The following is a 23,090-nucleotide window of genomic DNA, read 5'->3' as shown; positions in this document are numbered from 1 at the left end:
TGGCGAAGTGGTGAACCATCGCAACCCGGCTGACAAGACCGGACGGCGCGGCACGCCGTCGCGCCGCAAGTCACAGGTTGCACAGGCGCCCGCTTGGGCCTAAGCGAAGGCGATCAACGAGAACGCCTCATGCCCATCCGCCTGAAAAAGCTGATCGGAACCTTCCTGCTGGTGGCGCTGGTCATCATTTATGCGCTGGTCGCGTCGATCATAGCGGTGGCGCAGCTGTCGGAATCCGGCCCGCTGGTGCATTTCCTGTTCTTCCTGTTCAGCGGCCTGTTCTGGGTGCTGCCGGCGATGGGCATCATCAAATGGCTGATCCTGGAGCCGCGGCCGAAAGGCTGAAAGCGGGCCATTTGCAGGCCGGCTGAATATCAACGCATCCTAAATCGTCACCACCATCTTGCCGGCATTGGCCAGCGGCGTCGTCACGCCCGACAACATGGTGCGGATGTGGGCGACGCTCTGGTAGCGGCCATTGACCGAAATGCGCGGCAGCGCGTGCAGGAAGCCGGCGTGCTCGGCATGCAGCACGCCGTGGCGGGTCGTCACCGCCGAGGCGTAGCCGGCATCGCGGGCAAAGCCCACTTCACGGCAGCCGACAGCGCTGGCGTAGCCATAGGGGTAAGCGAGATGGCGCGGCTCTTCGCCGAGCTGTGCCTGCAGCTGGCGCCTGACGTCGCCGATCTCAAGGCGCGCATCGGCTTCGTCAAGCCGCTTCAGATTGCGATGGTTGACCGTATGCGCGCCGATCGTCACCAGCCTGTGCCCGGCCATGGCGCGTATATCGTCCCAATTCATCAGCGTGCTTGAGCGCAAGCCATCGAGTTCGATGCCGTTCGAGCGCGCGAGATCGCGAAGCACGGCGCGCTGATCCTCCTCGCGCACCTCGAGCGTCAGGTAGGTGTGCAGGCGCGCATTGGCCTGGAGTTTCTTGCCGTGGCTCGAGCAATCGATCGACACCGGACCCTTCGGCGTCGCCAGCGTCAGCCGGTCGCGCGCGTTGACGATGTCCTCGACGACGTCCCACCACAGGTCGGCGCTGCCGTCGATCAGACCCGGCGCGACGTATATGGTGATCGGCGCGTCGTGCTTTTCCAGCACCGGCAGCGCCTCCGTCATGTTGTCGCGATAGGCGTCGTCGGCCGTGATGGTGGCGAACTGGCCATCCTTGCCGCCGGCCTTGATGCGTTCGATCGCCTCGTCGAACGTGACGAAAGCATAGCCCCTCGCCTTCATGTCGGCGACCAGGGCATCAAGGAATCGCGGGGCGATGTTGAGGTGACGGTTGACGCCGTCGGGCTTCTCCGGCGTGGCGGTGACCCGGTGCAACATGAGGATGGCGCCGATGCCGCCGACGAAGGGCTTGGCCAGCGGTGCAAGGCCGGTAAAGCGGGCGATGTTAAGCGCCAGTTTCCGAACTGCCTCCCCGCCGTCGATCATTCATTCACCTTTTGCGCCTAGGCTCAATCCAAGCACGGAACGCGCCGACGCGAACTCCCTGATCGCGACGAATACGCCTTAAGGATTGAGGTATGGTTGACGCCACCGCGTCATTTGACGGCAATCGACTCGCCGCAAGCAAGGCGTCTGCGCGCGCACCGGCTGCCGACCAGGTCAGCCTGTCGGTGTCGATCGCAGACGCTGCCGCACTCGCCTCTTATGGCGAATTCTGCCGTTCGGCGCTGTTTGCACCGCCGCAAAGCGCTGCATGGGTCCGTGCCTGGACGGCGCAGGCCAATCCCGATGCCGTCGTCGCCACGCTAAAAATCGAGGACAGGCCGGTCTTTGCACTGGCACTCGAAATCACGCGAACTGGTCCATTCCGCGTCGCTCGCTTCATGGGCGGACGTCATGCCAACGGCAATTTCGCCGCCGCCGATCCGACCTGGCTGGCAAAGACCGATACTGGGGCGATCCGCAGGCTGGTGACGGCGATCGGCAAGGCGCGTCCCGATGTCGACCTCGTTGCGCTGGAAAGGCTGCTGCCCGACCTCGATGGCCTTGCCAATCCGCTCGCGACATTCTCCAATTTTGCCAGCCCCAATCTGTCGCTTGCCGTCAACCTCGATGGCGGTTTCGATGCGCTGCTGTCGCGCGCGAGCGGCAAGCGCAAGCGCAAGAAGCACCGTTCGCAGACGCGCAAGTTCGAGGCTGTCGGCAGTCATCGCCGCATCGAAGCGCGGAACCCGGAAGATGTGAACAGGCTGCTCGACGCCTTCTTCGAGATGAAGGAGTTCCGCTTCCGTAAGATGGGCATCGCCAATGTCTTCGGCGAGCCGGAGGTGCGCGCCTTCTTCCGCACCCTGTTCACCGGCGCACTCACCGAGGAGAAACCGGCCTTCGTGCTGCATGGGCTCGAAGTCGCCGGCAAGCTGCGCGCCATCACCGGTTCGAGCCGCTCGGGCAAACGGCTGATCTGCGAATTCGGAGCCATCGCCGAGGACGATCTCGGCCACACCAGCCCCGGCGATTTCCTGTTCTTCGACAACATCCAAGAAGCCTGCGAGACAGGTTTTGACGTCTATGATTTCTCGGTCGGCGACGAGCCCTACAAGCGGCTCTGGTGCGATATCGAGAGCCAGCATTTCGAGGTCCTGGTGCCCCTGACGCTCAAGGGACGCGCCCTTGCGTCGGCGCTGCGGCAAGGCGCGCGGGCGAAAGCCTTCATCAAGAATAACCCGACGGTCTGGAAGCTGACCAAGATGCTGCGCCGCAAGGCTGCCGGATAGGCAGCGCCCGCGGCTACGGAAGACGAAAACTAGCCGTCAAAAATTCAGAGCCTCGCGGAGCGCTGGACCGGCCATGACTCGCAGATCGAGATCAGCCTCGATGTGGTCGATATGGTGCAGCATCAGCCGGCTTGCCAAGCCGGAGTCGCTCCTCTCCAGCGCGCCGACAATTTCCGTGTGCTCGCTGTGCCCGCAGGCCGACACGCCAGAGCGCCCGTAAAGGGCGATAACGAGTGAGGAGCGCGCAACCAGTTCCTCCATGAAGCGCTGCAGGATGGCATTGCCGGCGACGGAGGCGAGCAGCAGGTGGAAATCGCCTGATGCCTTGATTTCGGAGCGGCGCGCATTCGGTCCGCGCTCGGCGATGAAGCGGCCCTCCTCGTCGAGTTGCGCCCGGAACGCCGCGATATCGGTGGCTGTGACCCGCCCGCAGGCAGCGATCGCGATGCCCGGTTCGATCAGCCGGCGGGAGGCGAACACCTGGCGCGCTTCCTCGGGCGACGGGTTGGCAACGAAGGCGCCACGGTTTCGCTCAGTACGCACCAACCCCTCGAAGGACAGCATCTGCAGCGCCGCGCGCGCAACGGTGCGCGAGACGTCAAACAGCGTGCCGACCTCGCCTTCCGACAGCTTGGTGCCTGGCGCCAGCCGACGGTCGACGATGGCGTCGCGCAGGTTATCGCGGATCGCCTGGGCGCGGTCCTGATTGGCGCTATCGGCTGCGGAATAGATCTGATCGGCAATGTTCATGGCGATGATGTTCCCGCCCCCTTCTAGCGCGACTCGTCGTCGCCGCACGAGAGGCAAAGTGGACACGAAGGCAAAAAAGATTGCATACGATTCTTGTGCAGATCGCGCACAATCGCCCATAATTTGTGCAATGCACAAGGCAGCCAGCCAGATAGGCAGCAATCCGGAAACCTGATTTTTCAGACAATTCAATCGCTTGGCCGCTGACCCCGAAATTGGCACGCATGATGCTTCGGTTAATGCGACCAAACGGGGAAGCCTGAATGTCCAAAGCCGCCGAGATCGACATCGTGTCCGTTTCGAAAGTGTACGGAACGACGACTGCCGTCGAGGCCATCAGCCTGAAAATACCGGCAGGCACCTATTGCTGCCTGCTGGGTCCCTCCGGTTGCGGCAAGACCTCGACGCTGCGCATGATCGCCGGCCATGAAAGCATTTCGTCGGGCGATGTCCGGCTTGGCAACACTGTCGTCACCGATCTGCCGCCCGCCAAGCGGGGCACGGCGATGATGTTCCAATCCTATGCGCTGTTCCCGCATCTCGACCTCATCGACAATGTAGCCTTCAGCCTGAAGATGAAGGGGGTCGACAAGGAGCAGCGCCGCGCCAAGGCGCTCGACATGCTCAAGCTGATGCAGATGGAGGCCTATGCGACACGCCGGCCAGCGCAGCTTTCCGGCGGCCAGCAGCAGCGCGTGGCGTTGGCGCGGGCGCTGATCACCGATCCCGAGGCGCTGCTGCTCGACGAGCCGCTGTCGGCGCTCGACCCGTTCCTGAAGATACGCATGCGCGCCGAACTGAAGAAATTGCAGACCTCGCTCGGCATCACTTTCGTCCACGTCACCCACAGCCAGGAGGAGGCCATGGCCTTGGCGGATCTGATCGTGGTGATGAATGACGGTCGCATCGAACAGGCGGCACCTCCGCGCGATGTGTTCGAAAGGCCGGCCACCGCCTTTGTCGCGCGCTTCATGGGTGACCACAATGTCATCTCCGGCCGGGTCAGCGGCGCGCGCGACGGCATGGTCGTTTTCGACGTCAATGGCGGCGCCTCGCTAGCCGCCTGCGGTCAGGGCCAGGAAGTGGGGACGCCAATCGATATCGCCATCCGCACCGACCACGTGCGCATGGGTGAAGCCCCCTCTCCCGGCCTCGGCTTCACCGGCATCGTCTCCAACATCGAATATCGCGGCGCCACGGTGAAGCTGTCGGTGACCGGCGCCGGCATCGACGATTTCACGGTCATTGTCGACGATTCCGACTTCTTCGCCAAACCCGTCGCCATTGGCGACGCCGTACCGCTCGCCTGGGATTCCGAGGATGCCATCGTCCTCGGACGCCTTCATTCATGAATTCAACGAAGCAAAACAAAACAGGGGAATAAGCATGACAAACACTATAGAAACCAAGACTGGCATTTCGCGCCGCTCGCTGCTCAAGACGGGTGCCGCCGCCGTCGGCCTCGCCGCCGGCTCCGGCGTCATCACAGGCTTCCCGACCATCTGGGCGCAGTCCAACATCACACTGCGCCAGTTCGGCACCGGCGTCTCGAACCTCAACGCCATCGCCGACAAGTGCAAGGCCGACCTCGGCATCACGCTGGAGATGACGGCGACCGATTCCGATGCCGCCGCCCAGCGCGCCGTGACCCAACCCGACAGCTACGACATAGCCGACATCGAATACTGGATCTGCAAGAAGGTATTCCCGAGCGGCGTGCTTCAGCCGATGGATGTCAGCAAGCTGAAATATTACGACGAGCTTGTGCCGCTGTTCAAAACCGGCAAGCTAACCCCCGACAGCGTCATCGCCCAGGGCACCGCGCCGCACACCGTCGGCTATGTCGAGGCGCAGGACTCGAAGACCTTCGCCAAGGCGCCGACCAACTGGTTCACCATGGTGCCAACCATCTACAACGCCGATACGCTGGGCATCCGCCCCGACCTCGTCGGCCGTGACATCACCACCTGGGCCGACATCATGGACCCGGCCTTCAAGGGCAAGACAGCTATCCTCAACATTCCGTCCATCGGCATCATGGATGCGGCCATGATCATGGAGGCCACCGGCAACATCAAATATGCCGACAAGGGCAACATGACCAAGGAGGAGATCGACAAGACGATCGACTTCCTGATCAAGGCCAAGCAGGCCGGCCAGTTCCGCGCCTTCTGGAAGTCGTTCGACGAGAGTGTCAACTTGATGGCATCGGGCGAAGTGGTCATCCAGTCGATGTGGTCACCGGCCGTCGCCGCCGTGCGCTCCAAGGGCATCGCCTGCCGCTTCCAGCCGCTCAAGGAAGGCTACCGCTCATGGGGCGGCGGCCTTGGCCTTGCCGCCCATCTCAAGGGCGCCGAGCTCGACGCGGCCTACGAATACATCAACTGGTATACGTCGGGCTGGGTCGGCGGCTATCTCAATCGCCAGGGCTACTACTCGGCCAATATGGTCTCGGCCAAGAAGTTCATGTCCGAGGACGAATGGGGCTACTGGATCGAGGGCAAGCCCGCCAAGGGCGAGATCAAAGCACCGGATGGCACCGTCATGGAAAAGGCCGGCGCCGTGCGCGACGGCGGCTCGTTCGAAGAACGCATGGGCAAGGTCGCCTGCTGGAACTCGGTCATGGACGAGGACCGCTACATGGTGAAGCGCTGGAACGAGTTTATCGCGGCGTAAGGGAACAAGCAGCGTCCCTCCTCTACCCCTTCTCCCGCTTCTGGGAGAAGGGAACGCGGTTCAGGCCGCATCGCCAAACCCGAGAGCATTGATGACAGTCGCGCTCGAACGCCCCGCCATCGCCGCCGCTAATCCCAGCAAGCGCCGCCGCTTCTCGCTCGGCGCCGTCACGCCCTATTTGCAGTCCGCGCCGCTGGCGCTCATCCTCGGTGCGTTCCTGCTGCTGCCTATCATCATGATCGCCGTCGTGTCTTTTTGGGATTACGACTTCGCCGCCATGTATCCGGATTTCCTGACGACGAACTATTCCGACGTGCTTGGCTCCTGGGTGACGTGGAAGACCTATCTCAACACCCTCAAATTCGCTGCCATCGTCTGGGCGCTGACTTTGTTCATCGGCTTCTGGGTCGCCTATTTCCTGGCCTTCCACATCCGCACCACGGCCATGCAAATGGTACTGTTCCTGGTCTGCACCGTGCCGTTCCTGACCTCCAACATCATCCGCATGATCTCGTGGATCCCGGTTCTTGGCCGCAACGGGCTGATCAACTCGACGCTGGTGCAACTGGGGCTGGTGCCAAAACCCATCGAATGGCTGCTCTATTCCGAATTCGCCGTCGTGCTGGCCATGGTGCATCTCTACACGCTGTTCATGGTGACGCCGATCTTCAACACGTTGATGCGCATCGACCGCTCGCTGGTTGAGGCCGCGCGCGATGCCGGCGCGTCCGGCTGGCAGGTGCTATGGAACGTCATCATCCCGCTGGCCAAGCCCGGCATGGCGATCGGCACCATCTTCGTCGTCACGCTGGTGATGGCCGATTTCTCCACCGTGCAGGTGATGTCGGGCGGCCAGAGCGCGTCGGTCGCGCTGATGATGAAGAACCAGATGTCGCTGCTGCAATATCCTGCCGCCGCCGCCAACGCCGTGGTGCTGCTGGTGCTGGTGTTGCTGATGGTCGCCGGCATCCTGCGCATCGTCGACATCCGCAAGGAGCTTTGAGGTGAGCCACGAAAAACGCACCCTCGAATTCTATGTGCTTGCGGCCTTCTTCACTCTGTTCGTCCTGTTCCTCTATGGCCCGCTGTCGGCGATCCTGATCCTTTCTTTCCAAGGCGAGACCGGCGGCCTCACCTTCCCGCTCAATGGCGTGTCGCTGCACTGGTTCGCCAATCTGTTCGAGCGCCAGGCCGTCGGAGATTTCGGCGGCAGCTTCAAGCGCTCGCTCGTGCTCGGCCTGATGGTGATGATCGTCACCGTCGTCGTGTCGCTGCTGGCAGGGCTCGCTTTCCGGCAAAAATTTCGTGGCGCCACCGCGCTGTTCTACCTGGCGGTCGCCAGCCTCGTCGTACCTTCGATCATCATTTCGTTGGGCATCGGCGTCGTCTTCCAGCAGGTCGGCTTCCGCCCGGCCTGGTACACGTCGGCCTTCGGCGCGCACCTGACCTGGACCTTGCCCTTCGGCGTGCTCATCATGTTCGCCGTCTTCAACCGCTTCTCGCCCGCCTATGAGGAAGCCGCGCGTGACCTGGGCGCCAACTCCTGGCAGACCTTCGCCCATGTCGTGCTGCCGATGATCGCGCCGAGCCTGATTGGCGTCGGCCTGTTCGGCTTCACGCTGTCCTACGACGAGTTCGCCCGCACGCTGATGACGTCGGGCACCTTCAACACGCTGCCGCTCGAGATCTACGGCATGACCACCAATGTCACGACGCCGGTGCTCTACGCACTGGGCACGGTGACCACCGTGTTCTCTTTCCTGGTGATCCTGGCCACACTGGGCGCCATCCTCTATGTCGGCCGCAGGCGGGCCAGGGTTTGATTGTGCAGATACTGGTGGTGAACCCCAACACGACGGCGAGCATGACCGAGACGATCGCGGCGGCGGCGCGCGGCATTGCCGGCGCCGGGACCGAGGTGATAGCGGTCACCTCCTCGATGGGCCCGGCCTCGATCGAGGGCTATTATGACGAGGCATTGGCCGTGCCCGGCCTTTTGATGGAGATCGCCGCCGGCGAACGTGCCGGGGCGCAGGCCGCCATCATCGCCTGCTTCGACGATACCGGCCTGGATGCGGCACGCGCCATGGCCTCCATTCCGGTCATCGGCATCTGTGAGGCCGCACTCAGTGTCGCCTCGTACATTGCCCAGCGCTTCACAGTCGTAACGACCACCGAACGCTCGCGTGTCCCTGTCGAGGGGCTGGTGCAGCGCTACGGCATGGCCGGGCGCGCCCGCGTACGTGCCGCCGACATTGCGGTCCTTGCACTTGAAGATCCGGCGTCGGGCGCCGTCGAGAAACTGCGCGGCGAGATTGCCCGTGCCATTGAGGAGGACCGCGCGGAGGCCATCGTGCTCGGCTGCGCCGGCATGGCTGACCTCGCCCACCAATTGCAGGAGGAGTTCGACCTGCCGGTCATCGACGGCGTCGGCGCCGCTGTCAAGCAGGCCGAGGCGCTGATCGCCTTGGGGCTGTCGACCTCGAAGCGCGGTGCCTATGCCAGCCCGCTGGCCAAGTCCTATCGCGGCGTGCTGAAATCCTTCTCGCCCGGGACTATCGCCGCGGAGTGAGCCATGAAGCCGACCATCCGTGCGCTGTCACTGCAAGAACTGGCCGTTCTAATCGACTGGGCGGCCGCCGAAGGCTGGAACCCTGGCCTTGACGATGCCGCCGCGTTTCAGCCAACCGACCCTGAAGGCTTCATCGGCGCCTTTGTCGGCAACGAGTTGGTCGCAGCCATATCGGCCGTCGCCTATGGCGGCAATTTCGGTTTCATCGGTCTCTACATCTGCCGACCAGATATGCGCGGCCAAGGCCATGGCAAAGCGGTCTGGAGCGTCGGCATGGCCAGGCTGGCCGGCCGAACGGTCGGCCTCGACGGCGTCGCGGCGCAATTGGCTAACTACCGGCGTAAGGGATTCAGGCCAGCTTACGAAACCATCCGCTTCAGTGGCCGTGCCGCGACCCCGCCCGTCCGAAGCGAAAGGGTGCGCATGATAACCACGCAACTCGTGCCCGACATCATCGCCTATGACGCCCGCTGTTTCCCCGCACCCCGGCGAGCCTTCCTGCACCGTTGGGCGCAGCCACCGCATTGCGGGTTCGCCGCGATCAGTTCACTCGGTACCATAGGTTACGCCGTGGCTCGTCCCTGCCGTTCGGGTTACAAAATCGGCCCGCTGTTTGCCGACGACACCGAGACCGCGATGCAACTCTTGGGCGGTCTGGCTGGTGCATGCGAAGGCGGCGACCTGCATATCGACGTTCCAGCCGACAATATCGATTTCACTACGGCGCTTGCAGCGATTGGTTTCAGGCCGACCTTCACCACCACCCGCATGTACAAAGGCCCGCCTCCGAAGGTCGACTCGCGCCGAATATTTGGCGTGACGACCCTGGAGTTAGGGTAGATCCCGGCGCAGCCTGACGGGCTTGGCCAGGCGCTTGCGCTTCTTCACACCGCGCAGCTGACAGCTTTGGTTTTTGGGAGCCCGCGCGCAATGGACGATCGACTCTGCAAGAAACTGGTGGGCGCCGCCTAAGTAGAATTGTCTGATGTCTCAGGCGGCGCTACGTCGTCCCGGCACGGGGTTTCCCGGCGTCTCATGGCCTACCGGCGTCACCAGAGTGAGGTCCGGATAGCCGCTTTCGATCAACTTGACGGCGGCCTGCGCCACCTCATCGTCCGCTTGCAGCATGGAGAGGAAGACCTCGGTGCTGTCGCCGACCAGTCGGCTGATGCCGTTCGCGTCGGCCGGTCCGCATTCGACAATGACCAGATCATAGGCGGTGGTCAGCGACTGCATGATGATCGGCAGCCGGTCGGCGGCGCGCATGGCGCGAACCGGGTCGGCGGTGCCGACGGGAACGACATGGCAGTCGGAATAGAGGTCGGCGTGGATGACGTCGCTGAACTGCGCTTCCGAAGCCAGCAGATTGGTGATGCCGGGGAAAAGCCCGCTGTCCAGCATCGGCCGCGAGGCCGCACCCGATGCAGTCAGGTCGAGCAGCAGCACGCGCAGGCCGGCGTCGGAGACTTCGCGCGCCACCAGCACCGCCGAGGCCGCGGCCTCATCGCCTTCAGGCGACACGAAGATGGCACGCGCAGCACCACTGGCGATCAGCTTTTCGGCGGCCTTCTCGACATCGATCTCACCAAGGCTGGAGCGTACCGGTTCGGGTTCGGTGACCTCGACGGCTGCTTCTTCCACTGCTGCAGGAACCGCCTCCGGCTCCAGTTCGGACTCCATGTCCGCCGGCCGGTCTTCCGCCGCCTCGGTCGCTGCCGCCGGTTCCGGCTCAACGGCCGGCCCCGACATGGCCGGCATAGACATGGCCGGCATCGCAACCTGTTCGATGCGCTCCAAGCGGGCGCCGGGAGCCGGGCGCATGGCGCGGCCCGAAAACAGCTCCTGCAAGAGCGTGATGACCGACATCAGCAACAGCGAGCCGACGAAGGCAGCGCCGACGATCGGGACAAGTTTGGGGAAATAGGGCTCCGAAGGCACGCGCGCCTCGGAAAACACACTGGCATCGACCGGCAGATAGTTCTTGCGCGAGGACACTTCGCGAAAACTTGTCATATAGGATTCAAGCTGCTGGCGCCGGACGTTCGCCTCACGCTGCAGCGCATCCAGCTGGACCTGCTCCTCGCCGGCGCGCGACGACGCCGCCTTCAGCTTGTTGACGTCCGAGATGAGCTGGTTTTCGCGCGCCTGGGCGGTCTGCGCCTGCGTCAGCAACCCGCGCATGACCTTTTGCGCCTCGATGCGGATCTGACCGTCGAGATCGGCTAGCTGCGACCTCAGCGCCCGCAGACGCGGGTGATTGTCGAGCAAGGTTGTGGAAAGATCGGCGATGTTGGTCTTGAGCTCGATCTGACGCTCACGCAGCCGCTGGATCAGGTCGGAAGACAGCACTTCGGGTACAGCGTCCAGCGAGCCGCCATTCTGCAAGGCTTGGCGCACCCTTTCGGCCGTCGCCTCGGCCGAAGCGCGGTTGGCGCGCACACGCGACAGTTCGGTCGACAGTTCGGACAATTGCTGTGTCGCCAGTACCGAATTGTTGCCGCCCATCAACAGGTCCGACTGGGCGGAGCGGAAGGCCGCGACCTTGGCCTCTGCATCCCTGACTTGTTTCTGCAGCTCATCAATCTGCGGCCCCAGGAAGGCGGTCGCGGCGGCGTTCGACTTGGTCTTGGCATCCGCCTGATAGGCCATGTAGGCCTTGGCGATGGCATTCGGAATGTCGGCGGCAAGCCCGCGATCTTCCGAGGAAAATTCGACGGCGATGGCGCGCGTCTTTTCCACGCCATAGACATTGAGCTTGTCGCGCATCTTCGTCAGCACGCGCTCTTCGAGCGGAATCTCGTCCGGGTCACTCTTTAGCCCGGCAATGACCAGAAGCCGGCTTACCGGCGACATGCCGAGCGCATCGTTGAACTCGGGCTTGTTGTCCAGATTCAGATCGCCAGCCACCTTGTTGAGAATGTCGGATGAGGAAATGACCTGGACTTCGGTTGCAACGCCTTCCGGGTCGAGCACAGGTTTGTCGTCTTCATTGGTGCCGGCAGGCCGCGTATAGGCCGATTCGTTCAGCTGGATTTTCAGTTGCGTCGTCGCCTTGTAGTGCGGCGTGGCAAGCCATGCGAAGGCGAAGGCGAGACCGGTGACGATGAGCGTGACCACAAGGATGCGCAGCCAGTTCCTCGCCAGACTGGCGAAGAGCTGTCTCAGGTCGACGTCGACATCTGCGGCCGCGGACTGAACGGACATGCATTCCTGCTCCGGAACATGAGTCTAGTAAGTACCGTAAACAACTATGGTAACTCAGGTGTTAAGATGGCGGTAAGCAGCCGTTAGGGTTTGCTGATGGGCGGTAAACAAAGCCAGCAAAACTATACGGCTTTTTGTCGATTGCCGCCAAATCGGCCGCATCCCTTTACCGGCCATTAACCCTAACAGGATGATAACAAACCCAGATCCTTAAGGTTTGCCGCCGCGCCATGGCGGCCACAGCGACGAAGGTGTGTGTCCGATCATGAAAAGCGCTGCTGGTCTGTTTCGCGCTCTGCTGGCCGTGTCGATGCTCGCCGGCTGCTCCAGCTACCGGCCGACGCCGGCGGCCTTCCACGAAGTCCTCGACCAGCCCTATCGGCTCGGCGCCGGCGACCGTGTCCGCGTCACCGTGTTCGAGCAGGACGGACTAACCAACACCTACAGCGTCGACCAGTCCGGCTACATGTCCTTCCCGCTGGTCGGTGCTGTGCCGGCACGCGGCCATACGGCCCAGCAGCTGGAAAAAGAGATCGCCGACAAACTGCGCCAGGGCTATCTGCGCGACCCCGATGTGTCCGTCGAGATCGACCGCTACCGGCCGATCTTCGTCATGGGCGAAGTGGGGGCGGCCGGCCAGTATTCCTACGTGCCGGGCCTGACCGTGCAGAAGGCGATTGCGATTGCCGGCGGCTTCTCGCCGCGCGCCAACCAGGAAAGCGTCGACATCACCCGTGACATCAACGGCAAGGTGATGACCGGGCGGGTGGTCACTTCGGATCCGCTGCTGCCCGGCGATACCGTCTACGTTCGCGAACGCCTGTTCTGACATCAACGTGGCGGACCAGCTCAGGATCGTCCACTGCTTTCGCTCACCCGTCGGCGGGATCTTCCGGCATGTGCGCGATCTGACGGAGGCGCAGCTCGCCGCCGGGCACGTCGTCGGCATCGTCTGTGATTCGACCACAGGCGGCGAATACGAGGAACGCCTGTTCGATCAGATGAAGGACAGCCTGGCGCTGGGTATCCATCGCACACCGATGCAGCGCCATGTTGGACCGGGCGACCTCGCCTCGGCCTGGCGTACCTATCGAATCATCAAGGAATTGCGGCCGGACGTGTTGCACGGACATGGCGCCAAAGGTGGCGCCTATGCCCGTCTGTTCGGCTCATTGTTGCGGGTATCAAGGTCTCGCGTAGCCCGCCTTTATTCGCCGCATGGTGGCTCCCTCCACTATGACGAAACGACGACCACCGGAAAGCTGTTCTTCGCGCTGGAGCGCTTCATGGCGCGCTTCACCGACTGCCTGCTGTTCGTCTCCGACTATGAGCGGCGCACCTATCGGCGGAAGGTCGGCGAGCCGCCGATCCCGAACACGCTGGTCTATAACGGACTGCGCGCCGCTGAGTTCGAGCCGGTGGTAACCGTGCCCGACGCAGCCGACCTGCTCTACATCGGCATGATGCGCGACCTCAAAGGGCCCGACATTTTCATCGAGGCACTGGCGCTGGCCGGCACGCAGCTCGAGCGTCGCTTGACCGCAGTCATGGTCGGCGACGGCGACGACCTGCCTCGCTACCACGCGCAGGTGAAACGGCTGGGGCTTGAAAAACAGGTTCGCTTCCTGCCGCCAATGCCAGCCAGGGACGCCTTTGCACTGGCCGACCTCGTGGTCGTGCCGTCGCGCGCGGAAGCCATGCCCTATATCGTGCTGGAGACGCTGGCCGCCGGCAGGCCGATGATCGCCACCGCGGTGGGCGGCATACCCGAAATTTTCGGCGAGGGATCCCCTGCCCTGATCCGTCCCGACCCGCGCCAACTCGGCGACAAGATGGGCGAGGCGCTGCGCGATCTCGACGCCTATCGGCGCGCAATGCCCGATACCGCCAGCCTCAAGGCGCGATTCGGCGCCGATGTGATGGCGGCCGAAATCGAAAAGGCTTATTTCGCCGCGCTCAGCAAATAGACGACCTACCAAAACCATAGGTTGTCTCAAGGTTTTTTTAGCTCTCTTCTGCTATGGTCGGGGCGGAAGCTTGTGGGAAACCCGATGAACGAGACCGACCCCACGCGCCGCTTCTCGGCCGACGCGGTGCGCAAATTCGACGGTCCTGCCGAGAGCCCCACGCACGGCGGCATGAACAGTGTTGCCCGCCAGGTCGCCTCGCAATACCGCCGCGATACGATGTCGCCGGTCATGGTCAGCGGCGTGCTGCGCATCGTCGAATTCGGTTTGCTGCTCCTGTCGGGGCTGGTGCTCTACTTCCATTTTGTCGGCTTCTTCACCTACCTCGCCTGGCAATATCCGCTGACCATCGCCGCAGCCTCTTTCCTGGCCGTGGTGCTGCTCGACGTCAGCGATTGCTACCAGATCTCCGCCTTGATGCGGCCAATCTCCAACCTCGGCCGCGTGCTGATGGTCTGGGCCGGCACGTTCGCGCTGATGGCGCTGACAGCCTTCGTCATGAAGATGTCTGAGGATTATTCGCGCCTGCTGTTCGGCACATGGTTCGTCGTCGGCCTGCTTCTGCTGTTCGGCCTCAGGCTGGTGATGTCGAAGCTGATCCGGCGCTGGGCGCGCGACGGCCGCATGGAACGCCGCGCCGTTATCGTCGGCGGCGGCAAGGCGGCCGAGATGCTGATCCGCTCGGTCGAGAAGCAGCCCTACAACGACATCCGCATCTGCGGCATCTTCGATGACCGGGGCGACAAGCGCTCGCCGCCGATCGTGGCCGGCTATCCCAAGCTCGGCACCATTTCGGAACTGATGGAATTCGCCCGCATCGCGCGCATCGACATGCTGATCGTGTCGTTGCCACTGACCGCCGAAACGCGCGTGCTGCAGCTGTTGAAGAAGCTCTGGGTGCTGCCGGTCGACATCCGGCTCTCGGCGCATTCGAACGCGCTCCAGTTTCGCCCGCGTGCCTATTCCTACATCGGCTCGGTGCCGATGCTCGACATCTTCGACAGGCCGATCAACGACTGGGATTCGGTCGCCAAGCGCGCCTTCGATATCGTCTTCTCGCTGATCGGCATCATCCTGTTTTCACCGGTGATGCTGGTGACGGCCCTCGCCATCAAGCTCGACAGCAAGGGGCCGGTGCTGTTCAAGCAGAAGCGGCATGGCTTCAACAACGAGATTGTCGAAGTCTATAAATTTCGCTCCATGTACACCGACCGCTCGGACCCAAGCGCCAAGCAGACGGTGACCAAGAACGATCCGCGCGTTACCCGCGTCGGCCGCTTCATCCGCAAGAGTTCGATCGACGAACTGCCGCAGTTCTTCAACTCGCTGTTCGGCTCGCTGTCGCTTGTCGGTCCGCGCCCGCATGCGATCGCCGCGCAGTCGCACAACCTTCTCTACAACGAGGTGGTCGACGGCTATTTCGCCCGCCACAAGGTCAAGCCCGGCGTCACTGGCTGGGCGCAGATCAATGGCTGGCGCGGCGAGATGGACACCAACGAAAAGATCCGCATGCGCACGGAGTACGACCTCTATTACATCGAGAACTGGTCGATGCTGTTCGACTTGCGCATCCTGTTCCTGACGCCGCTGCGGCTGCTCAACACGGAAAACGCCTATTGAGCGCGATTTCCCATGAGGTGCCGCAGGCCGCGGTCAACACGTTGCCGCCTTCGGCGGTCAACGCCAAGCTGATCGCACTGATATCCTCGGGCGCGGTGTTTTTTGGCGTCTTCCTTTCGGGTTTCGTCATCGACGAGCCTGCGCCTTACGATCTCTTCATGGTTGGGCTGATCGGGGTGTGGGGACTGTTTGGCCTGCGCATATCGCGCGCGGCGGTGCCGCTTCTGGTGTTGCTGATCACGATGAACATCGGCGGCATGATTGCGATGACGCAGATGGCCGATCTCGCCAACACGCCACTCTATCTCGCCGTCTCGCTGTTCCTCGCCTTCACCGCTGTGTTCTTCGCCTCGGTGACGGCCGTGCAGCCGAACCTCTACCGGCTGATCTTCATCGCCTATGTCTTCGCGGCTGTGGCGACGTCGCTACTTGGCATTGCCGGCTATTTCCACGCTTTCCCCGGCGCCGACATCTTCACCAGATACGACCGCGCCCAGGGCGCCTTCCAGGATCCGAACGTGTTCGGGCCGTTTCTGGTGCTGCCCGGCATCTATCTGCTCTATCTGCTCCTAACCGGATCGATCGCGCGCATGCCGCTTCTGGCGGTGCCGCTGCTGATCATCACCGCCGGCATCTTCTTCTCATTCTCGCGCGGCGCCTGGGGCATGTTCGCCGTCTCGGCCATCCTGCTCACCGGCGCCCTGTTCCTGCAGAGCAACAGCGGCAAGTTCCGGCTGCGCGTCGTCATCATGACCATCGCCGCTGTCGCACTGCTGGTGGTGGCCATGATCGTCATCCTGCAACTGCCGGGTGTCAGCGAGATGTTCTCCAGCCGCGCCCAGCTGGAACAGAGCTACGACACGGCGCGGCTTGGGCGTTTCGCCCGCTACACGATCGGCTTCCAGATGGCGCTTGAGCATCCGCTCGGCATCGGCCCGCTGGTCTTCGGCACCATCTTCGGCGAAGACACGCACGACATCTGGCTGAAGACACTGATGGACTATGGCTGGCTCGGCTTCGTCTCATTCCTGTCGCTGACGCTGTGGACGATCGCGGCGGGTTTCCGCATCCTTTTGCGCGACCGGCCGTGGCAACCCTATCTGCTCTGCGCCTACGTCGCCTTCATCGGCAATATCGGGCTCGGCACCTTCATCGACATCGACCACTGGCGCCACCTCTACCTGCTGCTCGGCCTGATCTGGGGCGCGATCGCACTGGAATACAGGCATCAGCGCGGGTTGAGGGCGGGAGCCAGCGGCGGCGATCGGCTTTCCGATTGGTCGCCAGAAGTTTGAAGCACCTCTGGAACCGGCCAAGGCTTTGGGGAAGAGCAGCCAGGAGGAAGATGGTAGGGAATGCCCTAAAAGTCCTTGGCCACTCTGCCTGCAGCTCCGCCTAGATAGGTGTCCCAAACATAGTCGCGGAGCAGTTTCCTGTGTTCCACCGTTCGGTGGTGGTACCCCGGTCGGTCTGGATATGACACGCCAGCCGCGTGGAAGAAGGCTTCCTCGATAATCTCGTGATGTCCAACAGCGCCGGCCATTGTCATTGGGCTCTCGCGCACCGTTGCAACCGCTACATCTTTCTTCTCATCCAGCTGAGAGTAGAGAGTATCCCAATTGGCACCGCCAGTGTCGAGGCCAAGGTTAAGACGAGGTTCGAAGTTCAACTTTCGGTCAGCCACAGCGGAAAAGCGATAGAAACAGAAGCCTGCCCACAAATTCCAATACCTATCACCTGACTTTGCCTTATAGACGTGGTTTTCGCCGGCAGAAAACCTTCGGCCGTAGACCTTCTTCCCTTCAAGTTTGGCTGCGAGGTCAAAGGGCGCGACGGGAAAGCAATCATGGTCGATAAAGCCAAATAACTCAGGCCTCATATGCCTGACAACGTTATGGAACGCCCACATTATCGCCGTCCCGTGAGACCTTGAAAGATGTTTCTCGACGCGCTCGGGAAGCGCCACGTACGGGACGCCTCTTGCCTTACATATCTGAGCGATAACTTCTCTCGCGAGAGGGTCCGTCGAGTTATCGAGCACCACAAGTGTCATGCCAGGCGGATGTAGCTCCCAAGCCTTGGCAAGCGCATCTATTACCCATGGTGTATTGAACGCTATCGTAATGCAGATACGCGAAACCCATGCCTCTTGCAGTTGTTCTGCAAACGAGCGCCCCGCATTCTGTCCGCGATACTCAAAAATCTTATAGATGACGCGATTCCTGATCTGCTTTGCTGCGACAACAGCCGGCGATCTGGTTATGACATCTACAATCTTGAGCCCCATGGCGGGGTACATAGCTTATCGACGCGATCAATGGAAGACTTGGGCTTACATCTTCAAAGCTCAATATCGCGTGCCAAACGCGCGGGGATGAGGTCAGACAAAAATTCAACAAACACTGGGATGGCCCCATATACCGGTGGCCCATTGGAGCTCTCAGCCGAAGCCACCCAGGACTTCTGGAAAATGCACAGCCATCGCACCGGCATTAGCCTGCTCGGCATACATCATATGTGTCTTGCAGCCATCATAGTGAGCGCGCCGTTTTTTCCGCTCATCGTTTAGCAGAAGCCCTCGCGCAGCGTCGATGCGGCGTCCAAACCTCTTTAACACGCCTCGCTCGAATGGAATGCGTTGCCGAAAGCGCTTAAGCCAAGGCGTGTCCTTCGCAAGGTCGCGGTAGACCGCCAGCGCGTCGAGTTCCACGCCGACCTGGCCTCCCCATGGCTTGCTACCGGAAAAATGCCGAGCGTATGCCTGAGAGAATCGGTAGTCCCTCGTGTAGTTGGACATCAAATTCCAGTTTGGATGCATCGTCTGCCACTTTCCCTCGAAAGCGATGTTCAGCGCGTTCTGGTCGTTCAGCTTTTTTTCGATGGCGAGTTGACGGGTGCGTTCCAAAAGGCCCTGGGCACGCACAGCCGTCATGTCAAACAGCAGCACACCCGAATTGAAGTACGGTGCTCCCGGCTGCATCGAGAGCTTTTGTCGATAGGTCGGCAGGAAGTACATATAGTCGTCGTGCGCTGCCAGCAGTGGGGCTTGAAGCTGTTGGCTCGTCAGATTCCCGATGTCCCGGTTGAACAGCACGTCGCAGTCGGTATAGGCGATGCGGTCGTAAGCCGCGAATTCAGGCACCTGATCGGCGAAAAGTCGAATGAACGCCGCGATGCTGCTGTTACGAAAGCCGGACCTTACCTCCTCCATGAATGAGGAAACGTCGACCAGTTCGACCTGGTCCTTGAGGAGACGCCGGCCCGCCTGCATATCATCGTCGTTTACGCCGACGTGAAGAATGAAGCCTGGGGTGGCCGCGGCGGAAACGTCTATTATTCTCCGCGCCGTTAGGCAGGCATACGGGAAATAACCGCCATCCGCCGCGAGAAAAAAGCAGGAACCTGACAAACTCGGCCTTCCCTGATCGAAGTTGGCGAGCCATACCGCCTTCGTGTTGCGCCGACAAGGCCGGCTGGCTGTCGGACTTTGCATCGGGCGAGGTCTGTCCAATGGATTCTGGCGTCCATCTCCCGGCTATCCAGAAAACAGCCGGTGAAGCTCCGCCGGACTTTTTTGCCTGGTCACGCAATATTAGCCCAGCTCGTTCACATGCGCCGTTTTAGCGCTTGCACCATAACCCTTGAAAATATATGGCTTTGCGCGGTCCGGAGTGTAGCGCAGCCCGGTAGCGCACTTGACTGGGGGTCAAGGGGTCGTCGGTTCGAATCCGGCCACTCCGACCAAACAAAACAGATGGTTAGCCGCTTCCCCCAAAGTGGCTACAGATTTTTCAGCCATATTGCAGCCACCATACGGCCTGCCGAAGCATCGCAGCAGCGTCACTCGCCAAGGAAGCGTGCGGCGGGCGCCTTCCGTATAGAGCAGTTGGCGTCCTTCACGTTTTCGACTTAGCGCTTCCCGTGAGCAAGAAGCGTTTTTTACGACGTCATGCTGCCGTGCCGCTCGATGAAAGGCTCGATGGGGCCCGTGAGAAAAGCAGCCTCCTGCTTGATCTTCTCGTCGCTCCATTCCCACCACCGGATCGCCAGCAATTTCGCAATGACGTCCTGTGAAAAGCGATAGCGGATAAGCTCGGCCGGGACCCCGCCGACGATCGCGTATGGCGGCACATCCTTGGTGACAACGGCGCCGGCCGCAACAATAGCGCCATCGGCGATGTGGACGCCTGGCATGATCATCGCATGGCGGCCGATCCAGACATCGTTGGCGATGGTAATGCCGACGGGTTTGCCGCCATGCGCATTGGGGTCGGTCGAGTCCATCATGCGGCTGTGGATCGGAAAAGTGGTTGCAGCCCAAGGCATGTGGCTTCCCCCGGAACATTCAAAGCTGACGTTGCCGGCGACCGAACAGAACGCCCCGATGGTCAACGGAGTGGCGTCAGACGCTCCAAGCACCTTCTTCCGGCTCACGCCATAGGTGTGACGTCCGAGGGTCACGCTTGAGGGCAGCTTGGATCGAAACGGGTTTTTCAGCCGTAGCCAACGGGTCACAGTGACCACCTCTGCCTCTGCTGCCGAAGACCTGCTGGGGTTCGCCACAGACGGTATCGAGCAGTCCTTACAACCGGTATCGCGCCGCGATGGTAAAGCTCGTTCTCACCATAGGCGATGTGGCCAAAACCGTCGTTCATTGCAGCACGTATAGTGGGTCGCTCAATCTTCTTCTAGCTACTCTCGCAGTCGTATTGCCTCAAACCCTCCTACCCAATCACTTGAACGATCTCTACTGGCACACATCGACCCATTCGGCGCCGACGATCTCGGCCATGCGCTGCGGGCTGAGCCGTATGGCGGCGTTGGTGGCGCCGGCCGCGGGGACAACTTCGTCAAAGGCGCGCAACGAGACGTCGCAATAGACCGGCAACGGCGCCGGCAGGCCGAACGGACAGACGCCGCCGACTGGGTGGCTTGTGGCGGCGACAACCTCATTGGCGTCAAGCATGCGCGGCTTGCCGCCGAAGCGGTCCTTGAATTTGCGGTTGTCCAGCCTCGACATGCCTCCGGCCACGATCAGCATGGTCTGCTCGCCGACGCGCAGGCAGATGGTCTTGGCGATCTGCGCCGGTTCCACGCCATGCGCCGCCGCTGCCAGCGCCACGGTCGCCGAACTGGCTTCGGTGACTAAAACTTCGACATCGGGCGCATGGGCAGCCAGAAAAGCACGCACGGTCTCAAGACTCATTCCTCTCCTCCATTCGATCCGGCGCGCAACAGACACGTGTTTTTCGCAATTCCCAAGAGAAGCGCTACGCGCTTTTCCTGGGAAAAACCGCTCAAACTTTTCCTGGAACTGCTCTGGCCATTCGAACATGAAAAAGCTCGCCAGGGCAAACCATGGCGAGCTTGTTGAGAGACGCCTTGGCGTCGTTGTTATGAAACGGACCGATTTTCCACAGGCGCTGCTGGCGCCGGGGTATCGATCAGGGCCGTTTCCGGCAATTGCAATGCTGCGGCGATCCGGCGAAGTTTCGACGGATCGGTGTCCTTGCCGCTCTCTATGTCGGCAATCTCGCTGGTCGACAGACCGCAGGTCAGGGAAAGCTCTTCAATACTGTATCCCTTTGTCTCCCGGATGGCTTTCAGGCCGGGGTGCTCAAGCGCAACATCGGCCGCCAGCCTGGAGAAGGGTTCGTGTTTTGCATTTTGGGGCATTGGCAACTCCATGGGGCTAAAGAGTTTTGGATCAAATGATAGGGTGTTGCCTGAGAGCCGGGACAATGCCCGCTCAAAAGTGATTTGCCAAGACCCAAACCGACCGTCACGGCATCGTGAACCGGCGTCAAAAACCACCTGGCATCGGGTACGTCGCGATCAAGTTCTTTTGAAGGACCGCACGCCGAAATGATCAGCGGTTTCTGCCCTCTCGCGCGTTAGCCTGATGTTGCTGGCAGCCGCATCGGGCCAGCTTTCCCCAAGAGGATCAGACCCATGACATTGAAGACATCAGCCATCGTGCTCGCCACGATCTCAGGCCTCGCCGGCGCCAGCCTGGTCGAGGCGCAAGCCGCCGACGCCGTGCGCATTCGCGGCACTGTTACCACCTTTGCCGGATCGACGCTGACGGTGAAGACCCGCGAAGGCGCCACCGACGCCATCGCGCTGGCACAAGGCTGGAAGATTTCCGGCGTCGCCAAGGCGGCCGCCGGGGATATCAAGCAAGGCGATTTCCTCGGCATTGCCTCGGTTTCAAAGGCCGATGGCGGCAGCGGCGCGCTGGAGGTGGTGATCTTCCCGGCTGCGCTTAAAGGCACCGGCGAAGGCGACCGCCCGTGGGATCTCGAGCCCAACAGCCGGATGACCAACGGCACGGTTGCCGATGTCACCGAGATTGCGGGTCGGACGGTGACGCTCACCTACGACAATGGCCAGAAAAAGCAGATCGCGATCCCGCAGACGACACCGGTGGTGACCTTCGCACCTGCGACGCCGGCCAACCTTCAGCCTGGTGCTGTGGTGTTCGTCAACGCCGAGCGTGGCAGCGATGGCACGTTGACCGCCGGCCGGGTCGTGGTCGGAAACAACGGGGTCATTCCGCCGATGTGAAAGCGGTTGCTGCGTCTGCGAAGGTGCCAGACACAATCCAGAAACAAAATTCTACAGTCCGGAAAAACTGTCGAAAAGTTCGGAGGCGATAGTCATGGCTGCGGGGTTCACGTCACCGATCTTGCTCGGTGGCGGTCAAATTCAGCCCGCGCAGAAAAGGAAAACGAAGTCATGAAGAAGTCCCTCCTGTCGGCTCTCGGGCTGGCTTTCGCCCTTGCTGTCTCGCTGCCGATCATCGGCGCCAGCAGCGCGGACGCAGCTCCGATGGCGAAGAAGCATCACCATCATCATCATCACCACAAGCACCACAAGAAGCATCACCGCCATCATCACCACCATCACCACAAGAAGGTGGAAGCCAAGAAGGCCTGAGCCGGCTGACTTGCCCGACGGGAAGGCTGGCCTTGGAGTCCTCGCCAAGGCTGCCTTCCCGTTGGTTTTTTGCCAGGCGAGACGTGGTGAGATGAAGACAGGATTCGATGGCGGCCATGCGCCAGAAGGCGAGCAACTAACGAACGTATCAGGCGCAAGACCGAGGCAGCACAGCGGTTGCGAGGCATGCTGCAGGACACCGCGAGTGTCTCAGTGTGTTGCCGAAAACCCGCTAGGATGGCGCCGCGAACGCGAGCACTATCGCGATCAGAATCAACAGCGGTCCCATCCATTTGAAATGCTTCGCGACCTGCAGCAACCACGGCTGCTGACCTGACCGAGCCTGAAAAGGACTTTGGAGTAGTCCAAAGCCAACGCCTGTCACCCACAGCCCAACGCAGAACATGATGAACTCGTCGATGTAATTTGCGACCACGCCCCGCCTCCTCCGCCGGTATCTTTGGATTGGCGTTATAGCCGCAGCTAGGAGCCTGACTCTGTAATGGGACCCGCCGAGGCGATCTGGGTCGGCAGGGATTCTGGCGTGGATGACAGAGTGCGTCCGATCGAGCCGCGGTTGTGTCACAATGATCAGGCCGGTGTCATCGATCTTTGTGCTCCTGCCAGCTT

General features: G+C 61.7%; 23 protein-coding genes and 1 tRNA gene. 15 read left to right on the top strand and 9 right to left on the bottom strand.

From position 1 onward, the window contains the following. Positions 1–129 precede the first annotated feature (129 nt). Entirely contained in the window at positions 130–345 is a 216-nt protein-coding gene (locus AC1DYO_RS29915; protein WP_142868027.1) for a DUF2842 domain-containing protein, read from the top strand. 39 nt (positions 346–384) lie between these two features. On the opposite strand, the gene AC1DYO_RS29910 is transcribed toward AC1DYO_RS29915, so the two are convergent. Further along, the gene (locus AC1DYO_RS29910; protein WP_477267970.1) at positions 385–1,443 is read right to left on the bottom strand and encodes a polysaccharide deacetylase family protein; all 1,059 of its coding nucleotides are present in this window, start codon (positions 1,441–1,443) and stop codon (positions 385–387) included. 92 nt (positions 1,444–1,535) lie between these two features. Here AC1DYO_RS29910 and AC1DYO_RS29905 point away from each other — a divergent pair, with 92 nt between their 5' ends. After that, entirely contained in the window at positions 1,536–2,732 is a 1,197-nt protein-coding gene (locus tag AC1DYO_RS29905) for a GNAT family N-acetyltransferase (protein WP_477267968.1), read from the top strand. Between the two features lie 36 nt (positions 2,733–2,768). Here the strand turns inward: AC1DYO_RS29905 and AC1DYO_RS29900 are convergent, their stop codons facing one another. Beyond that, positions 2,769–3,482 (bottom strand): GntR family transcriptional regulator, encoded by a 714-nt coding sequence (locus tag AC1DYO_RS29900; RefSeq protein ID WP_477267966.1) that lies wholly within the window; start codon positions 3,480–3,482, stop codon positions 2,769–2,771. A 263-nt stretch (positions 3,483–3,745) separates the two neighbouring features. Here AC1DYO_RS29900 and AC1DYO_RS29895 point away from each other — a divergent pair, with 263 nt between their 5' ends. The 6 genes from AC1DYO_RS29895 to AC1DYO_RS29870 all read left to right on the top strand — a co-directional run bounded on the left by AC1DYO_RS29895 (position 3,746) and on the right by AC1DYO_RS29870 (position 9,570). Next, a complete protein-coding gene (locus AC1DYO_RS29895; RefSeq protein WP_477267965.1) occupies positions 3,746–4,834 on the top strand; it encodes an ABC transporter ATP-binding protein in 1,089 nt (362 codons plus the stop codon). A 34-nt stretch (positions 4,835–4,868) separates the two neighbouring features. Next, positions 4,869–6,158, top strand: coding sequence for an ABC transporter substrate-binding protein (locus AC1DYO_RS29890; RefSeq protein ID WP_477267964.1), 1,290 nt, complete (start codon positions 4,869–4,871; stop codon positions 6,156–6,158). 91 nt (positions 6,159–6,249) lie between these two features. Beyond that, entirely contained in the window at positions 6,250–7,161 is a 912-nt protein-coding gene (locus AC1DYO_RS29885) for an ABC transporter permease (protein WP_477267963.1), read from the top strand. A 1-nt stretch (position 7,162) separates the two neighbouring features. Then, entirely contained in the window at positions 7,163–7,981 is an 819-nt protein-coding gene (locus AC1DYO_RS29880) for an ABC transporter permease (RefSeq protein WP_352460127.1), read from the top strand. A 2-nt stretch (positions 7,982–7,983) separates the two neighbouring features. Then, positions 7,984–8,730, top strand: coding sequence for an aspartate/glutamate racemase family protein (locus AC1DYO_RS29875; protein ID WP_477267962.1), 747 nt, complete (start codon positions 7,984–7,986; stop codon positions 8,728–8,730). A gap of 3 nt (positions 8,731–8,733) precedes the next feature. After that, positions 8,734–9,570, top strand: coding sequence for a GNAT family N-acetyltransferase (locus tag AC1DYO_RS29870; protein WP_477267961.1), 837 nt, complete (start codon positions 8,734–8,736; stop codon positions 9,568–9,570). Positions 9,571–9,720: 150 nt separating this feature from the next. Here the strand turns inward: AC1DYO_RS29870 and AC1DYO_RS29865 are convergent, their stop codons facing one another. Continuing rightward, entirely contained in the window at positions 9,721–11,934 is a 2,214-nt protein-coding gene (locus AC1DYO_RS29865) for a GumC family protein (RefSeq protein ID WP_477267960.1), read from the bottom strand. Between the two features lie 265 nt (positions 11,935–12,199). Between AC1DYO_RS29865 and AC1DYO_RS29860 the strand changes: the two genes are divergently transcribed. The 4 genes from AC1DYO_RS29860 (at position 12,200) to AC1DYO_RS29845 (ending at position 16,816) form a co-directional block, all read left to right on the top strand. Beyond that, entirely contained in the window at positions 12,200–12,763 is a 564-nt protein-coding gene (locus AC1DYO_RS29860) for a polysaccharide biosynthesis/export family protein (RefSeq protein ID WP_112561792.1), read from the top strand. A 7-nt stretch (positions 12,764–12,770) separates the two neighbouring features. Next, positions 12,771–13,901, top strand: a complete 1,131-nt coding sequence (locus tag AC1DYO_RS29855; RefSeq protein ID WP_477267959.1) for a glycosyltransferase — start codon at positions 12,771–12,773, stop codon at positions 13,899–13,901. An 84-nt stretch (positions 13,902–13,985) separates the two neighbouring features. Continuing rightward, entirely contained in the window at positions 13,986–15,521 is a 1,536-nt protein-coding gene (locus AC1DYO_RS29850) for an undecaprenyl-phosphate glucose phosphotransferase (protein ID WP_477267958.1), read from the top strand. Then, entirely contained in the window at positions 15,518–16,816 is a 1,299-nt protein-coding gene (locus AC1DYO_RS29845) for an O-antigen ligase family protein (RefSeq protein WP_477267957.1), read from the top strand. Before AC1DYO_RS29850 ends, AC1DYO_RS29845 begins: the two co-directional genes overlap by 4 nt. 65 nt (positions 16,817–16,881) lie before the next feature. On the opposite strand, the gene AC1DYO_RS29840 is transcribed toward AC1DYO_RS29845, so the two are convergent. Together AC1DYO_RS29840 and AC1DYO_RS29835 are read right to left on the bottom strand one after the other, a co-directional pair. Continuing rightward, positions 16,882–17,808 carry a hypothetical protein gene (locus AC1DYO_RS29840; protein ID WP_477267956.1) on the bottom strand — a complete coding sequence of 309 codons (927 nt, stop codon included), beginning with the start codon at positions 17,806–17,808 and terminating at the stop codon, positions 16,882–16,884. 153 nt (positions 17,809–17,961) lie between these two features. Beyond that, complete coding sequence (locus tag AC1DYO_RS29835) at positions 17,962–19,014, bottom strand: glycosyltransferase family 8 protein (RefSeq protein WP_477267955.1); 1,053 nt, start codon at positions 19,012–19,014, stop codon at positions 17,962–17,964. A gap of 174 nt (positions 19,015–19,188) precedes the next feature. Here AC1DYO_RS29835 and AC1DYO_RS29830 point away from each other — a divergent pair. Further along, positions 19,189–19,265: transfer RNA gene (locus AC1DYO_RS29830), tRNA-Pro, on the top strand. A gap of 195 nt (positions 19,266–19,460) precedes the next feature. Here the strand turns inward: AC1DYO_RS29830 and AC1DYO_RS29825 are convergent. From AC1DYO_RS29825 to AC1DYO_RS29815, 3 genes are all read right to left on the bottom strand, one after another. Then, positions 19,461–20,045, bottom strand: a complete 585-nt coding sequence (locus tag AC1DYO_RS29825) for a CatB-related O-acetyltransferase (protein ID WP_477267954.1) — start codon at positions 20,043–20,045, stop codon at positions 19,461–19,463. Between the two features lie 223 nt (positions 20,046–20,268). After that, positions 20,269–20,727, bottom strand: a complete 459-nt coding sequence (locus AC1DYO_RS29820) for a YbaK/EbsC family protein (RefSeq protein WP_477267953.1) — start codon at positions 20,725–20,727, stop codon at positions 20,269–20,271. Positions 20,728–20,915: 188 nt separating this feature from the next. Further along, entirely contained in the window at positions 20,916–21,197 is a 282-nt protein-coding gene (locus AC1DYO_RS29815) for a helix-turn-helix domain-containing protein (RefSeq protein ID WP_477267952.1), read from the bottom strand. Positions 21,198–21,473: 276 nt separating this feature from the next. Here AC1DYO_RS29815 and AC1DYO_RS29810 point away from each other — a divergent pair, with 276 nt between their 5' ends. Together AC1DYO_RS29810 and AC1DYO_RS29805 are read left to right on the top strand one after the other, a co-directional pair. Then, the gene (locus AC1DYO_RS29810) at positions 21,474–22,088 is read left to right on the top strand and encodes a hypothetical protein (RefSeq protein WP_477267951.1); all 615 of its coding nucleotides are present in this window, start codon (positions 21,474–21,476) and stop codon (positions 22,086–22,088) included. Positions 22,089–22,259: 171 nt separating this feature from the next. Further along, a complete protein-coding gene (locus tag AC1DYO_RS29805; RefSeq protein ID WP_477267950.1) occupies positions 22,260–22,460 on the top strand; it encodes a hypothetical protein in 201 nt (66 codons plus the stop codon). Positions 22,461–22,692: 232 nt separating this feature from the next. On the opposite strand, the gene AC1DYO_RS29800 is transcribed toward AC1DYO_RS29805, so the two are convergent. Continuing rightward, positions 22,693–22,896: a hypothetical protein gene (locus tag AC1DYO_RS29800; protein WP_477232894.1), complete on the bottom strand. Its 204-nt coding sequence runs from the start codon at positions 22,894–22,896 to the stop codon at positions 22,693–22,695. Positions 22,897–23,090: the final 194 nt, after the last annotated feature.

This window comes from Mesorhizobium sp. P2_F5, from assembly GCF_056403715.1.
The sequence above is the reverse complement of the archived record's forward strand: the minus strand, read 5'-3'. Positions and strand labels throughout refer to the sequence as shown.

Excerpts from the sequence above, each read along its gene's own strand:
- AC1DYO_RS29915 (WP_142868027.1), top strand. The coding sequence starts at position 130 with ATGCCCATCCGCCTGAAAAAGCTGATCGGAACCTTCCTGCTGGTGGCG.
- AC1DYO_RS29910 (WP_477267970.1), bottom strand. The coding sequence starts at position 1,443 with ATGATCGACGGCGGGGAGGCAGTTCGGAAACTGGCGCTTAACATCGCC.
- AC1DYO_RS29810 (WP_477267951.1), top strand. The coding sequence starts at position 21,474 with ATGACATTGAAGACATCAGCCATCGTGCTCGCCACGATCTCAGGCCTC.
- AC1DYO_RS29850 (WP_477267958.1), top strand. The coding sequence starts at position 13,986 with ATGAACGAGACCGACCCCACGCGCCGCTTCTCGGCCGACGCGGTGCGC.
- AC1DYO_RS29900 (WP_477267966.1), bottom strand. The coding sequence starts at position 3,482 with ATGAACATTGCCGATCAGATCTATTCCGCAGCCGATAGCGCCAATCAG.
- AC1DYO_RS29890 (WP_477267964.1), top strand. The coding sequence starts at position 4,869 with ATGACAAACACTATAGAAACCAAGACTGGCATTTCGCGCCGCTCGCTG.
- AC1DYO_RS29865 (WP_477267960.1), bottom strand. The coding sequence starts at position 11,934 with ATGTCCGTTCAGTCCGCGGCCGCAGATGTCGACGTCGACCTGAGACAG.
- AC1DYO_RS29835 (WP_477267955.1), bottom strand. The coding sequence starts at position 19,014 with ATGCAAAGTCCGACAGCCAGCCGGCCTTGTCGGCGCAACACGAAGGCG.
- AC1DYO_RS29820 (WP_477267953.1), bottom strand. The coding sequence starts at position 20,727 with ATGAGTCTTGAGACCGTGCGTGCTTTTCTGGCTGCCCATGCGCCCGAT.
- AC1DYO_RS29805 (WP_477267950.1), top strand. The coding sequence starts at position 22,260 with ATGAAGAAGTCCCTCCTGTCGGCTCTCGGGCTGGCTTTCGCCCTTGCT.
- AC1DYO_RS29895 (WP_477267965.1), top strand. The coding sequence starts at position 3,746 with ATGTCCAAAGCCGCCGAGATCGACATCGTGTCCGTTTCGAAAGTGTAC.
- AC1DYO_RS29840 (WP_477267956.1), bottom strand. The coding sequence starts at position 17,808 with ATGGGGCTCAAGATTGTAGATGTCATAACCAGATCGCCGGCTGTTGTC.
- AC1DYO_RS29860 (WP_112561792.1), top strand. The coding sequence starts at position 12,200 with ATGAAAAGCGCTGCTGGTCTGTTTCGCGCTCTGCTGGCCGTGTCGATG.
- AC1DYO_RS29870 (WP_477267961.1), top strand. The coding sequence starts at position 8,734 with ATGAAGCCGACCATCCGTGCGCTGTCACTGCAAGAACTGGCCGTTCTA.
- AC1DYO_RS29885 (WP_477267963.1), top strand. The coding sequence starts at position 6,250 with ATGACAGTCGCGCTCGAACGCCCCGCCATCGCCGCCGCTAATCCCAGC.
- AC1DYO_RS29815 (WP_477267952.1), bottom strand. The coding sequence starts at position 21,197 with ATGCCCCAAAATGCAAAACACGAACCCTTCTCCAGGCTGGCGGCCGAT.
- AC1DYO_RS29905 (WP_477267968.1), top strand. The coding sequence starts at position 1,536 with ATGGTTGACGCCACCGCGTCATTTGACGGCAATCGACTCGCCGCAAGC.